This window comes from Bartonella sp. TT121SHDZB (genome assembly GCF_042193415.1).
Lineage (GTDB): Bacteria > Pseudomonadota > Alphaproteobacteria > Rhizobiales > Rhizobiaceae > Bartonella.
The window spans coordinates 333-617 of record NZ_JBHILR010000064.1 but is presented as its reverse complement, the minus strand read 5'-3'; the positions used below and the strand labels follow the sequence as shown (position 1 = coordinate 617).

The window sequence follows — 285 nt, the reverse complement described above, 5'->3', positions numbered from 1 at the left end:
GGTCACGGCGATCAGGATGTCGTTCACGCCGCGCGTCTTGAGATCGTTGAACACCTTCATCCAGAACTTGGCACCCTCGGTGTTCTCGATCCACAGGCCCAGGATGTCACGCGTGCCGTCGGGCAGAACCCCCAGCGCCAGATAGACGGCCTTGTTGCGCACCACGGCATCCTCCCGGAGCTTGACCCGCAGCGCGTCGAAGAACACCACCGGGTACATGGGATCGAGCGGCCGGGCCTGCCAGGCGGTGACTTCGGCCATCACCTCGTCGGTGACCGAGCTGAT

The 285-nt window shown here is 64.2% G+C and carries 1 protein-coding gene; it reads right to left on the bottom strand.

The genetic code is table 11. The features are described 5' to 3' along the window. On the bottom strand, positions 1–285 hold a 285-nt coding region (locus ACFIKI_RS08500), incomplete at both ends, for a transposase (RefSeq protein WP_375666776.1).